This window comes from Niveispirillum fermenti, assembly GCF_052474395.1.
This window is the reverse complement of sequence record NZ_CP156681.1, coordinates 2,612,748-2,625,123: the sequence shown is the minus strand read 5'-3', so window position 1 is coordinate 2,625,123 and position 12,376 is coordinate 2,612,748. Positions and strand designations below refer to the sequence as shown.

The following is a 12,376-nucleotide window of genomic DNA, read 5'->3' as shown; positions in this document are numbered from 1 at the left end:
AAGCGAAATGCGCCACACGGGCTTTCTGGGCCTGTTGCAGCGTATCGGCCTGTCGGGGCGGGCGCTGGTCATCGCCGTGCCCTATGCCTGGCTGCTGCTGTTCTTCTTGATCCCGTTCCTGATCGTGCTGAAGATCGCGCTGGCCGAGGGCCAGATGGCGATACCGCCCTTCACGCCGCTGGTCGAGGCGGTGGGGGACCTCAAGTATCAGATCACTGTCACCTTCTATAATTTTCATTATATGGTGACAGATAATCTCTATGTCATTGCCTATCTCAACAGCCTGAAGATCGCCTTCATTTCCACGGTCTGCTGTCTTCTGCTCGGCTATCCGGTGGCCTATGCCATCGCCAGGGCCGATCCGAAATGGCGTGCGCCGCTGCTGATGCTGATCATCCTGCCATTCTGGACCAGCTTCCTGATCCGGGTCTATGCCTGGATCGGCATCCTGTCGAATAACGGGGTGCTGAACAATTTCCTGATGTGGCTGGGCATCATCGACCAGCCGATCCAGATTCTCTACACCCCGGTGGCGACCTATATCGGCATCACCTATTCCTATCTGCCGTTCATGATCCTGCCGCTGTACGCGACGCTGGAGAAGATGGACAATACGTTGCTGGAGGCGGCGGCCGACCTTGGCTGCCCGCCATGGAAGGCGTTTCTGACCATCACGCTGCCGCTATCGATCCCGGGCATGATCGCCGGCTCGCTGCTGGTCTTCATTCCGGCCACGGGCGAGTTCGTCATCCCTGAGCTGCTGGGGGGGCCGGACACATTGATGATCGGCCGCACGCTGTGGACGGAGTTCTTCAACAACCGCGATTGGCCGCTGGCCTCGGCCGTGGCGGTCGCCCTGCTGCTGTTCCTGGTGGTGCCGATCATGCTCTTCCAGAATGTGCAGGGCAAACAGGGGGAACAGCGCTGATGCCGAAATCCTGGTTCCTGCGCGTTGGCCTCGTTGTCGGCCTGCTGTTCCTCTATATCCCGATCATCCTGCTGGTCATTCTGTCGTTCAACGACAACCGGTCGGTTTCGGTGTGGAGCGAATTTTCCTTCCGCTGGTATGGCGAGTTGATGCGCGACAGACAGTTGCTGTCGGCGGCCTGGCTGTCGGTGCAGGTGGCTTTCATCTCCGCCTCGGTGGCGGTGGTGCTGGGCACGCTGGCCGGCATGATGCTGGCCCGGTTCGGGAGCTTCAAGGGCAGGGCGCTGTTTTCGGGTATGGTGTCGGCGCCGCTGGTCATGCCGGAGGTCATTCTGGGCCTGTCACTGCTGCTGCTGTTCGTCAGCATGGAGCAGATGTTCGGCTGGCCGGCCGGACGCGGCATGCTGACCATCATCCTGGCCCATATCACCTTCACCATGTCCTTCGTCACGGTGGTGGTGCAGTCTCGTCTCGTCTCGATGGATGCCAGCCTGGAAGAGGCGGCGATGGACCTGGGTGCCCGTCCGGCCAAGGTGTTCTTCGTCATCACCCTGCCGCTGATCGCCCCGGCCATCGTTTCCGGCTGGCTTCTGGCCTTCACCTTGTCGCTGGATGATCTTGTCGTTGCCAGTTTCGTTTCGGGGCCCGGTTCCACGACACTGCCGCAGATCGTCTTCTCCTCCGTGCGGCTCGGCCTCAGCCCCAAGGTGAACGCGCTGGCCACCATCGTCGTGGGCATTGTCGCGGTCGGCATCATCTGTGCCGGCATCTATCATGCCCGCCAGGAAAAGGCCCGTAAGCGCGACGAGCAAATGGCCCAGCAGGGCGGCTGATGACTGCCTGCCCTTGTTTTTCCAATTCGTAAACCCTGCCGACAGCGGTGCATCCTTCTCCGGTGTACTGCTTTCGGGCGGGGAACCTTTCCGCCGCCCACGGGTTATTTCCACGTAACCCACGACGGAATATGGAGTGGAAAAATGGCCACCAGCAATGTCGAACGCAACGAATCCGCTGTCTGCATCAGTGCCACGAAGGTGAACGGCACCGATGTCTATAGTTCGGAGGGCGAAAAGATCGGCCATGTCGACGACATCATGCTGAACAAGCGCACCGGCAGTGTCGCCTATGCCATCATGGGCTTCGGTGGCTTCCTCGGCATGGGGGAGCGTTACCATCCGCTGCCCTGGTCGGTGCTGACCTACGACACGGAACGTGAGGGCTATGTGGTGCCGCTGGCAAAGGCGCGCCTGGAGGAAGCCCCGTCCTACACGCCGGCCGAGCTTGGCAAGGATGACCGTCGCTGGCGCGACATGGTCTTCACCTACTACAACGTCCCGCCTTACTGGATGTAACGGAGCCTTGCCCCGCTGACCGACAGAAAAGCGTGACAAAGGAGGAAGCCATGGCACAGCCATCTGCTCGCCCGGCCCCGAAATCCCCATCCAGGCCGCCGGACGATACCCACAAGACCTCGGAGCGCGAACTGGATCGCGATCTGGAAGATACGTTTCCCGCCAGCGACCCCATTCCGGCCCAGCAGCCGGTGACGGCCCGGCCGGAACGCCATGATGATGAGCCGCAACGCGACAAGCCGCGGACTCATTGAAGAGGCCCCAAGTGCGAAGTCCCAAGTCCCTTGGCTTTCCGCCACCCCCGGTCCATTGGGCCGGGGGTTTCTTTATCATCCCGGAAAAGCCGGTGCCAAGGACGGGGCCATGGGATCAAACATCCAGATCCTGCGCGAACTTCGCATTCTCCGTGATGAACTTGAAGCGCAATTCGGGCTTGCGGCCCATCAGGCTTTCCACCAGCGATTTCGTGGCCAGCACGTCATCCTGCTGGTCCGGATCGCGTTGGTCGGGCACGACGACGCGCAACAGGGTGCGCTTATTCTGATTCATCGTCGTTTCCTTCAATTGCGCGGGCGGCATTTCGCCCAGGCCTTTGAACCGGCTGATCTCCACCTTGCCCTTCACCGACTTGAAGACGGTCTTCATCAACTCGTCCTTGTGGGCATCGTCACGCGCGTAACGCACATTGCCGCCGCCGGCCAGCCGGTAAAGCGGGGGCAGGGCAAGATAGAGATGGCCATGCTGGATCAGGCCCGGCATCTCGCGATAGAAGAAGGTCATCAGCAGCGAGGCGATGTGGGCGCCGTCCACATCGGCGTCCGTCATGATGATCACGCGCTCGTACCGCAGCTTGTCCAGGCTGAACTCCTTGCCCGTGCCGCAACCCAGCGCCTGGGCCAGATCGGCCAGTTCCTGGTTGCCGCGCAGCTTGTCCACACTGGCCGAGGCGACATTCAGGATCTTGCCGCGCAACGGCAGGATGGCCTGCGTCTCACGCGAACGGGCCTGTTTGGCCGAACCACCGGCCGAATCGCCCTCCACGATGAAGATTTCGGTATCTTCCGCGCTCTGGCGCGAACAATCGGCCAGCTTGCCGGGCAGGCGCAGGCGGCGGGTCGGCGTCTTGCGCGCCATCTCCTTCTGCGCACGCTTCCGGGCGCGCTCGTCGGCCTTTTCGATCAATCGTTCGATCAGGGCCTTGGCCGCGTCGGGTGAACCGGACAGCCAATGGTCGAAATGATCCTTGATGGCGGCGTCGGTCAGCTTCTGCGCGTCGGCACTGACCAGTCGTTCCTTGGTCTGACCCTGGAAATGCGGTTCCCGGATGAAGACGGAAAGCAGGATCGTCGCGCCCTCCATCACGTCATCGGCCGTGATGTTCGACACCCGCTTGTTGCCCAGCATGTCGCCATAGGACTTGATGGCACGTGTCAGGGCGCCGCGCAGCCCCAGTTCGTGCGTGCCCCCCTGGGGCGTGGGAATGGTGTTGCAGTAGGTGTGGCTGAAGCCCTCGTCATCCTCTGGCCAGGCGATGGCCCATTCCACGCGCCCGGCATCACCGGGGAAATCCGCCTGCCCGGCAAAGGGCTGGGGCGTCACGGTGGCCCGCGCCTTCAAGGTGGCGGTCAGATAGTCGAGCAGCCCATTGGGGAAATGCAGCACCTCCGCCGCCGGGATGCCGCTTTCCGTCGTAATCAGCGACGTGTCGCATGACCACCGGATTTCCACCCCGCGATAGAGATAGGCCTTGGATCGGGCCAGACGGTAAAGCCGTTCCGGCTTGAACCGAGCCTCCGCCCCGAAAATCTCCGCATCCGGATGGAAGCTGACGGTCGTGCCGCGCCGGTTCTGCACCGTGCCGGCATGGGCCAGCGGCGCCAGCGGCAGCCCCCGGGAAAATGTCTGGGTCCAAAGCTGTCGGTCGCGCGCCACTTCCACATGCAGCCGGTCGGAGAGCGCGTTGACCACCGCCGACCCCACGCCATGCAGACCGCCCGATGTGGCATAGACCTTGCCGGAAAACTTGCCACCCGAATGCAGTGTGGTGAAGATGACTTCCAGCGCAGACTTGCCGGGATATTTGGGATGCTCATCGGTCGGGATGCCGCGCCCGTTGTCGCGCACCGTCACCGTACCATCGGCCGAAAGGTCCAGGTCGATACGGCTGGCATGGCCCGCCACCGCCTCGTCCATGGCATTGTCCAGCACCTCGGCCACCAGATGATGCAGCGCACGATCGTCCGTGCCGCCGATATACATGCCGGGCCGGCGTCGGACAGGCTCCAGCCCCTCCAGAACCTCGATGTCCTGGGCGGAATAGCTGTCCTGCTTAGGGGCGGTATTCTGGAAGAGATCGCTCATGCCCCATTATAGGGAGGGGAAACGTCAAGGTTCAAGGAGATGCAGTGTCTCCGAACGATATAGACCACCACATTTTGATATTTGCCCGGGGAGGGCAACGTGATGAGCGAGAAGATACCCGATTTCGACCGTGACGCCCCATCCATGCGCACCTTCGCGATGCCGAAGGACCTGAACGGCAACGGCGATGTCTTCGGCGGCTGGGTGATGTCGCAGATGGATCTGGCCGGTGCAGCCCCCGCCGTGCGCGTCGCGCGCGGGCCCGTGGCGACGGTTGGGGTGGAAGCCATGAAGTTCCACCGGCCTATCGCCGTCGGCGACGAGGTCAATTGCTATACCGCGGTGGAGCGGGTCGGCAATACATCGGTCCGGGTCCGCGTGGATGTGTGGGTACGCCGGGTGGACGGCACCGCCTACAAGGTCACGGAAGGCGTGTTCACCTATGTCGCCATGGACAAGCAGGGGCGGCCGCGTCCGGTCGTGCCACCGGCGGTGACCAGCGCCTGACGCAGCATCCGGAATGGCGGCGGGGCAGGGTGCGCGGCCCTTGTCATCCGCCCAGCCGCCGCTCCCAATCCTCCACCGTGGCGTTGGCCAGGCGGTTGGCGGCCAGCCGCCGCAACCCGGCACTGGCCCCCTTCAGTTCCGCCAGTTCCGCCAAGGCGGCCTGGTCCAGCGTGTCGACATAGAGCACGCGCAGGGTACGGGCCAGGGTCCAGGCCGGATTGGGCCGGTCCAGCAACCGGATGGCGTCGCCGGCCCGCATCTCGCCTTCCTCCAGCACGCGGTAATACCAGCCCGTCCGCCCGGTCTTCTGCACCAGGCGCGGCAGCGCGGGCAAACCGAAGCGCACACCCAGCTTCCAGCAGGGCTGACGGGACTGCGCCAGTTGCAGGCGTGCCGTGCCGATGGCGATGATGTCGCCAAGGCACACGTCGGCTTCCGTCACCCCCGCCACCGACAGATTTTCCCCGAACGCCCCCGGTTCGGCCAGATGGGGGGCCATGCCCGGCTGTTCGCCGGCCCAGGTGGCGTAATGGTCGCGCGGGTAGAGGTGGATGGCCTTGTCGGGCCCGCCATGCACCTTCGTGTCGCCCACCGCATCGCCGGCCAGACCCAGCGTGCCGGCCCGCACAGGGGCGGTGACGGGCCGGCGGGTGGCGATGCTGCTGAGCGCCTGCCTGTCGCCCAGCGGCTGTGGTCTGCCGACCAGCAGATGGTCCAGGACAAGGTTCATCGCGCCCCTCCATGATCATTCAGGAAATCGGCCCAGACCTGCTGCGCCACGTCGGGCGGGGCCGGTATCTGTTCCGGGCAATCCAGTCGCAAGTGTCGGTCACCCAGCGGGGCATCCACGAACCGGCAATGATGCGGTTGCTCTGAATCAGGATGAAGATTCGGCTGGAAGTATTTGCAATTCAAGCACATTCTAGTGATTGAAATATGCCCTTCCCCTTGCAGCCCATGAATGAGGCGCAGCATCACGCGCAGCAAAGCCAACTGGTCGGCCGCTGGCAGGCCGGCCAGCGTATCGATCAGGAAAAGCGGTCCGCCGCCGAAACGGTCGGCAAGGGCAAGACCTGCCGGGGAGGCCAGCACGAGATGGCCGCGCCCGTCATCCGGGGCGGCGGTCCGCAGCACCAGCCCTTTGTGCACCAGGGTTGTCGTCGCCTCGCTGGCTGTCGGGGCCTTCACACCCAGGCGGGCGGCGATGGCGACAGGGCGCAGGCCCTCGGGATTCTCCCGCAGCAGCGACAGGATGCGGGCCTGCGTTGCCGTCAGCCCATGCGGCGTGGCATCACGCCATTCATTGGCCTTCAACGCCGCCGCGATCCGCACGAACCCATCGGCCAGCCGATTGGCCACGGGCTCGCTCAACCGATCAAACATGTCGTTGATCACAATGCCTCCATGCCAGGATGAAGTCCCGATTTATATTCGGACTCCGATCTTTTTGCAAATCACGGACGATGTTCCTGGAACTGCGGCAGATTGTCGGTGATGTTGTACCAGGGGGCTTTGGAACCCACGAAGATATGTTCGGTCGGGCGGATGGTTGGCGTGTCAACCAATGTGCCCAGGGTGACATGCACATAGGCCCCGTCGCGCACCAGGGAATAGAGCAGCGAGCCACAGGTCGGGCAATGGGCGTCGTGGCAAAGCGCGTCGCCGTAAATCCGTATCTGGCCTTGGGTGATGCTCAGGTGCCGCGCCTCGATCCCTGCGAAGGGCTTGAACGCCGAGCCCGTGGCGCGGCGACAGCCGGAACAATGGCAATTGGCGGCATAGGCAAAGGCGTCCGTCACCCGGTAACGCACGGCACCGCAATAGCATTGCCCCGCAAGTGACTGAAATTCCGTCATTTGCTTCAGCCTCACAAGCCCGCCAGAAACATGGTCAGTGCCCTGTTCACCGCATCAGGCGCTTCTTGCTGCACCCAATGCCCGGCCCCGTTGATCAATGTCGAGCCGCGGAAATCGGTGCAGGTGACACCATCCATGGCCCGCATGGCCTTATCCATGCCCGGCATGCGCAGGACACCGTCCAGCGAGCCGGCGATGAAGCAGGCGGGCACCTTGATGGGGGCGCCGTGCCAGGGTGCCGTCAGGGCCCAGTTGCGATCCAGGTTGCGATACCAGTTCAGCCCTCCGCGATAGCCCGTGCGGCGATAGGTGGCGGCATAGGTCTGCATATCTGCTTCCGTCAGCCAGTGGGGCAGGCTTTCCGCAGGCGGGCAGGCATCGACCAGGCCCTTGCCCGGCGGGATCATCAGGGGCCAGCCGGCGCCGCTTGCCGCCGCCGCACCGGAAGCGCCGACCAGCAGGCGGCGCTGGGTTTCATAGGGATCATGTTCCAGATCGGCCTCCGCCACGCCGGGTTCCTGGAACCAGACCATGTAGAACCGGTCCAGTCCCTGGGCGCGGGCCATGCCGACCAGGCTGCCATGGGAACCGCGCGGCGACCAGGGGACCGACAGGCCGGCCACGGCACGGAACCGGTCTGGCCGCATCAGGGCAGCGTGCCAGGCGACGGGCGCCCCCCAATCATGGCCGATGATGGCGCAGGCATCGATCCGCAGCGCATCCAGCAGACCGACCATGTCGCCGACCAGATGCAGGATCGTGTAATCCTCGACCGCATCCGGCGCGTCGGTGTCGCCGAAGCCGCGCATATCCGGGACAATGACGCGATATCCCGCCGCGACAAGGGCGGGAACCTGTTGCCGCCAGCTATGCCCCAGTTCCGGCCAGCCATGGCAGAGCAGAATGGCCGGTCCCTGTCCTTCGTCCCGGCACGCAATGTTGATGCCGTTGGCCTTGATGATGGGCACTTGGACGCTCCTTTGGCTCCGTTCATTCAAACAAATGTTTTAGCCGAGAAGGGCGCCCCGGGCCAGTGGGCTGCGAATGGCGGCCCCGCAAGGCTTGCGCGATTGCCAGGACCGCATTTGCGGCTATATATCGGCCATGAACTCTCTTGGCATCGATAAGGCCCCGGCCGATACCCGTGTCGTTGTCGCCATGTCGGGCGGCGTCGACAGTTCCGTCGCTGCGGCCATGCTGAAGCGTGAAGGCTATGACGTCGTCGGCATCACGCTGCAGCTTTACGATTATGGCATGACCGTCGGCAAGAAGGGCGCCTGCTGTGCGGGGCAGGACATCTATGATGCCCGTCGTGTTGCCGACCAGATCGACATTCCCCATTACGTGCTGGATTATGAAAGCCGGTTCAAGCAGTCGGTGATGGATGATTTCGTCGATACCTACCTGAAGGGGGAAACGCCGATCCCCTGCGTGCGCTGCAATCAGACGGTCAAGTTCAAGGATCTGCTGGATCAGGCGCGTGAGTTGGGGGCGGATTGCATGGCAACCGGCCATTATGCCCGCCGCGCGCCTGCCGCCGATGGGCGTGCGGCCATGCTGCGCGGGGCAGACCATCACCGCGACCAGTCCTATTTCCTGTTCGCCACGACGCAGGAACAGCTTGATTTCCTGCGTTTTCCGCTGGGTGACAAGCCCAAGACGGAAACCCGCGCCATCGCCGACGCCCTGGGGCTGGCCGTGGCCGACAAGCCCGACAGCCAGGATATCTGCTTCGTTCCCACCGGGGGTTATGCCCGCGTGGTGGAAAAGATGCGACCCGGTGCCGTTCGGCCGGGACAGATCGTGCATGTCGACGGGACCGTCATGGGCCGCCATGACGGGGTGATCCATTACACGGTCGGTCAGCGCAAGGGGCTGGGCATCGGCGGGCGCCGTGTCGATGGCGGGGAGGATGTGGACCCGCTTTATGTCGTGCGTGTCGATCCCGTGGCCAATCAGGTGATCGTCGGGCCGCGCACGGCGCTGGCCCGTGACCGTGTGACGGTGCGCGAGGTGAACTGGCTGGGCGCACCCGCCGCCGGCGTGCCCATGCCGGTGGCGGTCAAGCTGCGTTCCGCCCAGGCTCCGGCTGCGGCCACCCTGCTGTTGCATGGGGATGGCAATGCCGTGATCGACCTGGACACCGCACAATATGGTATCTCGCCAGGGCAGGCGGCGGTGTTCTATGACGGCGACCGCATGCTGGGTGGCGGCTGGATCAGCGGCACGGGCTGCCGCTGATCCGGTTCGCCGGACGGGCGGACGGATGTCATACTATTTTGCGGTGATCAGAACCTATTGGCTCTGGTCACCGCCTTCAATCGCCGGCGCCAACATTCGTTGGCTCGGGCGCGCCGCACGGGCGGCGCGGCGGCAGTCGCCGCCGGACCAGCTTGCGATGAGTTCTACTCATCGCAAGCTGCTTTCAGGTGGTGCGTCGGCGCCACAGCCACCGTACCGCCTCCACCATCAGGGTCAGGATGGCGACCTGTGTCAGCAGGCTGGAAAGCTGAAACAGCGGCTGCTGGTCATAGCGGTTGAAATATTGCCACCAGAACCCGTTCACCGGTGTGCGCAACGGTTTCACCAGCGCATCCCACATCTCGAACAGCGCATCGGGCACCGCATCGCGCAGTACTATGGGCAGGGTCAGGAAAAGCAGGGCCAGGATGGTCACGGTCGCCAAGCGCGCAAATGTCCACATTATCCGTCCTTCCCGTCACCACAGTGTCTTGCGCTGGCGGTCGGCCAGGGCTGCATCATAGGCGGCACCGCCCTCCCGCCCCAGGCTGGCATCGGCGATCATCTGCCCGGGGGTGGGCACGCCGGCCGGCCGGCCCAGCGCCCCTTGCGCCCAAAGGTCGGAACGCAGCAGTGACCGGGCGCACTGGAAATAGACGGCGCGGATGGAAATCCAGACCACGCTGCGCGGCGCCTGTCCTTCCCGCGCCAGTTCCGCGCACAGGCCGGGATCGATGCTGACAGCCGCCAGGCCGTTGATGCGCAGCGCCTCGTTCACACCCGGGATCAGGAACATGCAGGCCACGCGGGGATCGGCCAGGATGTTGCGCAGGCTGTCGATGCGGTTGTTGCCGCGCCGGTCGGGCAGCAGCAGCGTCCGTTCATCCCGCACGAAGATACAGCTTCCGGCATCGCCGCGTGGCGACACGTCAAGCCCGTCCGGCCCCACCGTGCCCAGCGCAAAAAAGGGGGATGCCTCAACCCAGGCGCGATAGGCGGGGGTCAGGTGATCGGCTTCCTTGGCAATCGCCGGGGCGGAAGGATGACCGTAGAGCGCTTCCAACCGGGCGATGTCGTCCACCTTGCCGGGTGGGTTCGGGTATGGGTCCATGCAATGGCGCTTTCCGGCTGATCGATCGTCGGGATACAAAGTCTGCCAAATGCCCGGTTCCGGCAAGTCTCTCCGGCAGAAGGCCTAATACGTATCTACATTGATCAGGACCCATGGTCCTGATCAATGCGACCCCGATGCGCCGCCGCGCCGCACGTGCGGTGTAGCCAAGCAACTGTTTTCATGCGGCGTAAGTTCTCTGATCGCGGATGATGGCATTGGCGAGGACGACGATCTTTCGCATGATGGCAACGAGGGCAACCTTTGGCTTCTTTCCAGCGGCGATGAGTTTTTTATAGAAGGCGGCCAAGGGTGGATTTCGCCGACTGGCGACGACGGCAGCCATGTAAAGGACGGTTCGGACAACGGGCCTTCCACCGTAGATGCTGCGCGGGCCATCGCGTTTGCCGCTCTGGTTATCCATCGGGGCAACGCCGGCCAGGGCGGCGACCTGATGTCGTGTCAGTGTGCCCAACTCCGGCATATGGGCCAGCAGGGTGGCCGCCAGCACCGGCCCGACAGCAGGAATGGACTGGAGCAGGTTGTCGTTGACCTTCAAGGTTTTGGATGCCGCGATCTGCTCGGCAATGCGCTTGTCGAGGCGCAGGATCAGCAGGGCGATGGCATCCAGGCGCCGCTTGGCCAAGCGGCGCAGTTCCGGATCCGCCAGGGTCTGGGCCTGGTTCCTGACCATGGTCTGCTCGTCGAGCAACTGGCGCCGGTAGGTGGCCAGTTCCGCCAGGACCTCCCGTTCCGGATCGGGTTGGTAGGCGGCTCCGGGGATCGCCTGGGCATAGGCGGCGATCATCCGGGCATCCAGCCGGTCATTCTTGGCCCAGCGTCCATGCGCCCTGGCAAAATGCCGGACCTTGCGAGGATCGACGAGGCGGACGGGAATGCCGGCTTTCGATAAAGCCTCCATGACCGGCCGCTCATAGCCACCACTGGCTTCCAGGACGACCTGCACGGCGCGCTTGCCACACCGTCGCCGAAGGAGACTGTAACCAGCCTCGGCATTCTCGACTTGGAAAGCCTCTCCTGTCTCGGCATCCAACCCGTCCAGACGGGCCTTGCTGACGTCCAGGGCGATGATAGAGTCCTGTTGTGCCATCTTCATACTCCCTGCCTTGCACGTACGGGGCTGCAACCCCAAGCAACTGTTCGGGTCAATGAAGGGGCCGACCGGAGAACCATGCTTGGCTACGGTGTATGATCTACCTTTCCACGGAGCGGTCTTCCGGACGGATCGCCGGCCGGGGCATGCCCCGGCCGGCGATCACACATCTTACTGACATTTCGAAAACACAAGCCAACGGATGTTGGCGCCGGCGCTTGAGCCCGGTGATCGGTTGTGATCACCGGGACTGGGTATCTTGGTATTTAGTTCACGCGCGCATGGACGCGCGGGCGCTCAACGCGCCAACCAATGTTGCGATGAGTTCCACTCATCGCAACATTGGTATAACCCGCAATCCGGGCTTTCCAATCCGGCCGCGATGCATGATCCTTCTTGCGGACCGTTCGGTCGGCCGGGGGGCCGCCGCCATGGAGTGGGAAAAACATGCTGAACGAATTCAAGACTTTCATCAGCCGCGGCAATGTCGTGGACTTGGCGGTCGGTATCATCATCGGGGCCGCCTTCACCGCCATCGTCACCTCGCTGGTCAACGATATCCTGATGCCGCCTCTGGGCTATGTCCTGGGTGGCATCGATTTCTCCGACTATTTCGTCAGCCTGTCGGGGGGTGAATATCCCACATTGCAGGCGGCCAAGGATGCCGGTGCCGCGACCGTGAATTACGGCTTGTTCATCAATGCGATCCTGAAGTTCCTGATCGTGTCCTGGGCAGTGTTCATCCTGGTCAAGCAGGTGAATCGCTTCAAGAAGAAGGAAGAGGCGAAACCCGCCGCGCCGACGAAGAGCGAGGAATTGCTGACGGAAATCCGCGACCTGCTGCGCAGCAGGTAAGCCGGGGCCCGGACAGGGGGAGGGCCTCTCCTTCTGTCCGGGCCGATCGCC

15 protein-coding genes are annotated in these 12,376 nt (G+C 63.6%); 7 read left to right on the top strand and 8 right to left on the bottom strand.

From position 1 onward, the window contains the following. Positions 1-7: 7 nt before the first annotated feature. The 4 genes from ABC728_RS23410 (at position 8) to ABC728_RS23395 (ending at position 2,534) form a co-directional block, all read left to right on the top strand. Positions 8-928 (top strand): ABC transporter permease subunit, encoded by a 921-nt coding sequence (locus ABC728_RS23410; RefSeq protein ID WP_416622104.1) that lies wholly within the window; start codon positions 8-10, stop codon positions 926-928. Next, positions 928-1,761 (top strand): ABC transporter permease subunit, encoded by an 834-nt coding sequence (locus ABC728_RS23405; RefSeq protein ID WP_416622092.1) that lies wholly within the window; start codon positions 928-930, stop codon positions 1,759-1,761. Before ABC728_RS23410 ends, ABC728_RS23405 begins: the two co-directional genes overlap by 1 nt. A 144-nt stretch (positions 1,762-1,905) precedes the next feature. Further along, positions 1,906-2,280 (top strand): PRC-barrel domain-containing protein, encoded by a 375-nt coding sequence (locus ABC728_RS23400; protein ID WP_416622093.1) that lies wholly within the window; start codon positions 1,906-1,908, stop codon positions 2,278-2,280. A gap of 50 nt (positions 2,281-2,330) precedes the next feature. After that, on the top strand, positions 2,331-2,534 hold the full coding sequence (locus ABC728_RS23395; protein WP_416622094.1) for a hypothetical protein: 204 nt from the start codon (positions 2,331-2,333) through the stop codon (positions 2,532-2,534). A 115-nt stretch (positions 2,535-2,649) separates the two neighbouring features. Here ABC728_RS23395 and parE read toward each other — a convergent pair whose 3' ends face one another. Continuing rightward, on the bottom strand, positions 2,650-4,641 hold the full coding sequence (gene parE / locus ABC728_RS23390; RefSeq protein WP_416622095.1) for a DNA topoisomerase IV subunit B: 1,992 nt from the start codon (positions 4,639-4,641) through the stop codon (positions 2,650-2,652). Between the two features lie 102 nt (positions 4,642-4,743). On the opposite strand from parE, the gene ABC728_RS23385 reads away from it, so the two are divergent. Then, positions 4,744-5,148, top strand: coding sequence for an acyl-CoA thioesterase (locus tag ABC728_RS23385; protein ID WP_416622096.1), 405 nt, complete (start codon positions 4,744-4,746; stop codon positions 5,146-5,148). A 43-nt stretch (positions 5,149-5,191) separates the two neighbouring features. On the opposite strand, the gene ABC728_RS23380 is transcribed toward ABC728_RS23385, so the two are convergent. From ABC728_RS23380 to ABC728_RS23365, 4 genes are all read right to left on the bottom strand, one after another. Beyond that, complete coding sequence (locus tag ABC728_RS23380) at positions 5,192-5,878, bottom strand: MOSC domain-containing protein (RefSeq protein ID WP_416622097.1); 687 nt, start codon at positions 5,876-5,878, stop codon at positions 5,192-5,194. Further along, complete coding sequence (locus ABC728_RS23375; RefSeq protein WP_416622098.1) at positions 5,875-6,531, bottom strand: MarR family winged helix-turn-helix transcriptional regulator; 657 nt, start codon at positions 6,529-6,531, stop codon at positions 5,875-5,877. Before ABC728_RS23375 ends, ABC728_RS23380 begins: the two co-directional genes overlap by 4 nt. 71 nt (positions 6,532-6,602) lie before the next feature. Beyond that, positions 6,603-7,004, bottom strand: a complete 402-nt coding sequence (locus ABC728_RS23370; RefSeq protein ID WP_416622099.1) for a GFA family protein — start codon at positions 7,002-7,004, stop codon at positions 6,603-6,605. An 11-nt stretch (positions 7,005-7,015) separates the two neighbouring features. Further along, positions 7,016-7,972 (bottom strand): alpha/beta fold hydrolase, encoded by a 957-nt coding sequence (locus ABC728_RS23365; RefSeq protein ID WP_416622100.1) that lies wholly within the window; start codon positions 7,970-7,972, stop codon positions 7,016-7,018. Positions 7,973-8,108: 136 nt separating this feature from the next. On the opposite strand from ABC728_RS23365, the gene mnmA reads away from it, so the two are divergent. Then, entirely contained in the window at positions 8,109-9,245 is a 1,137-nt protein-coding gene (gene mnmA / locus ABC728_RS23360) for a tRNA 2-thiouridine(34) synthase MnmA (protein ID WP_416622101.1), read from the top strand. 184 nt (positions 9,246-9,429) lie between these two features. Here the strand turns inward: mnmA and ABC728_RS23355 are convergent, their stop codons facing one another. The 3 genes from ABC728_RS23355 to ABC728_RS23345 all read right to left on the bottom strand — a co-directional run bounded on the left by ABC728_RS23355 (position 9,430) and on the right by ABC728_RS23345 (position 11,473). Further along, positions 9,430-9,708, bottom strand: a complete 279-nt coding sequence (locus ABC728_RS23355) for a hypothetical protein (RefSeq protein ID WP_416622102.1) — start codon at positions 9,706-9,708, stop codon at positions 9,430-9,432. Between the two features lie 15 nt (positions 9,709-9,723). Beyond that, positions 9,724-10,356: a pyridoxamine 5'-phosphate oxidase family protein gene (locus ABC728_RS23350; RefSeq protein WP_416622103.1), complete on the bottom strand. Its 633-nt coding sequence runs from the start codon at positions 10,354-10,356 to the stop codon at positions 9,724-9,726. Positions 10,357-10,537: 181 nt separating this feature from the next. Beyond that, the gene (locus ABC728_RS23345; protein ID WP_445376291.1) at positions 10,538-11,473 is read right to left on the bottom strand and encodes an IS110 family transposase; all 936 of its coding nucleotides are present in this window, start codon (positions 11,471-11,473) and stop codon (positions 10,538-10,540) included. Positions 11,474-11,917: 444 nt separating this feature from the next. Between ABC728_RS23345 and mscL the strand changes: the two genes are divergently transcribed. Continuing rightward, the gene (gene mscL / locus ABC728_RS23340) at positions 11,918-12,325 is read left to right on the top strand and encodes a large conductance mechanosensitive channel protein MscL (protein WP_416622256.1); all 408 of its coding nucleotides are present in this window, start codon (positions 11,918-11,920) and stop codon (positions 12,323-12,325) included. Positions 12,326-12,376 lie beyond the last annotated feature (51 nt).

What these genes read in the sequence shown, in the direction of transcription:
- ABC728_RS23375 (WP_416622098.1), bottom strand. Translation starts at nt 6,531, where the DNA reads ATGTTTGATCGGTTGAGCGAGCCCGTGGCCAATCGGCTGGCCGATGGG.
- ABC728_RS23345 (WP_445376291.1), bottom strand. Translation starts at nt 11,473, where the DNA reads ATGAAGATGGCACAACAGGACTCTATCATCGCCCTGGACGTCAGCAAG.
- ABC728_RS23400 (WP_416622093.1), top strand. Translation starts at nt 1,906, where the DNA reads ATGGCCACCAGCAATGTCGAACGCAACGAATCCGCTGTCTGCATCAGT.
- ABC728_RS23350 (WP_416622103.1), bottom strand. Translation starts at nt 10,356, where the DNA reads ATGGACCCATACCCGAACCCACCCGGCAAGGTGGACGACATCGCCCGG.
- mscL (WP_416622256.1), top strand. Translation starts at nt 11,918, where the DNA reads ATGCTGAACGAATTCAAGACTTTCATCAGCCGCGGCAATGTCGTGGAC.
- ABC728_RS23385 (WP_416622096.1), top strand. Translation starts at nt 4,744, where the DNA reads ATGAGCGAGAAGATACCCGATTTCGACCGTGACGCCCCATCCATGCGC.
- mnmA (WP_416622101.1), top strand. Translation starts at nt 8,109, where the DNA reads ATGAACTCTCTTGGCATCGATAAGGCCCCGGCCGATACCCGTGTCGTT.
- ABC728_RS23355 (WP_416622102.1), bottom strand. Translation starts at nt 9,708, where the DNA reads ATGTGGACATTTGCGCGCTTGGCGACCGTGACCATCCTGGCCCTGCTT.
- parE (WP_416622095.1), bottom strand. Translation starts at nt 4,641, where the DNA reads ATGAGCGATCTCTTCCAGAATACCGCCCCTAAGCAGGACAGCTATTCC.
- ABC728_RS23395 (WP_416622094.1), top strand. Translation starts at nt 2,331, where the DNA reads ATGGCACAGCCATCTGCTCGCCCGGCCCCGAAATCCCCATCCAGGCCG.
- ABC728_RS23370 (WP_416622099.1), bottom strand. Translation starts at nt 7,004, where the DNA reads ATGACGGAATTTCAGTCACTTGCGGGGCAATGCTATTGCGGTGCCGTG.
- ABC728_RS23380 (WP_416622097.1), bottom strand. Translation starts at nt 5,878, where the DNA reads ATGAACCTTGTCCTGGACCATCTGCTGGTCGGCAGACCACAGCCGCTG.
- ABC728_RS23410 (WP_416622104.1), top strand. Translation starts at nt 8, where the DNA reads ATGCGCCACACGGGCTTTCTGGGCCTGTTGCAGCGTATCGGCCTGTCG.
- ABC728_RS23405 (WP_416622092.1), top strand. Translation starts at nt 928, where the DNA reads ATGCCGAAATCCTGGTTCCTGCGCGTTGGCCTCGTTGTCGGCCTGCTG.